Annotated in this window: 1 protein-coding gene; it reads left to right on the top strand. The window is 39.7% G+C overall.

What is annotated here, in order from left to right; genetic code table 11:
- Positions 1–69: 69 nt before the first annotated feature.
- On the top strand, positions 70–340 hold a 271-nt coding region (locus ACODS7_RS32875; protein ID WP_488828765.1), incomplete at its 3' end, for a hypothetical protein.

Genomic DNA, 340 nt, shown 5'->3' with positions numbered 1-340 from the left:
TAAGTGAAACAATCAATGTAGTGAATTCGCAAATCAAGTTTACAGAGATGTAGAAGAGGAGAAACCATCATGACTAAATCAGTTTTAACAAAAGACTTACAAAAGAAACAAATACTCGATGAATTCTTACAGCATTGTGAACAACAACAAGTTAAAGCGCTACAAAAGAATGACCCATATCTATTTTGCATCTGGATCAAAGAAGCTCGATTAGCCCGAAGGGAATTGGCAGCACTCTATCGTGCGAAAGAAAAGCATGATGAGGAACGAGCGCATATTCGTGGGATTGTTCACCGCTTGAAAAGTATCGGTGTGAATGCGGATGTTGTGGAGAGGGTGC

This window comes from Bacillus sp. FG16 (assembly GCF_057809515.1).
This window is presented reverse-complemented; position numbering and strand designations above follow the sequence as displayed.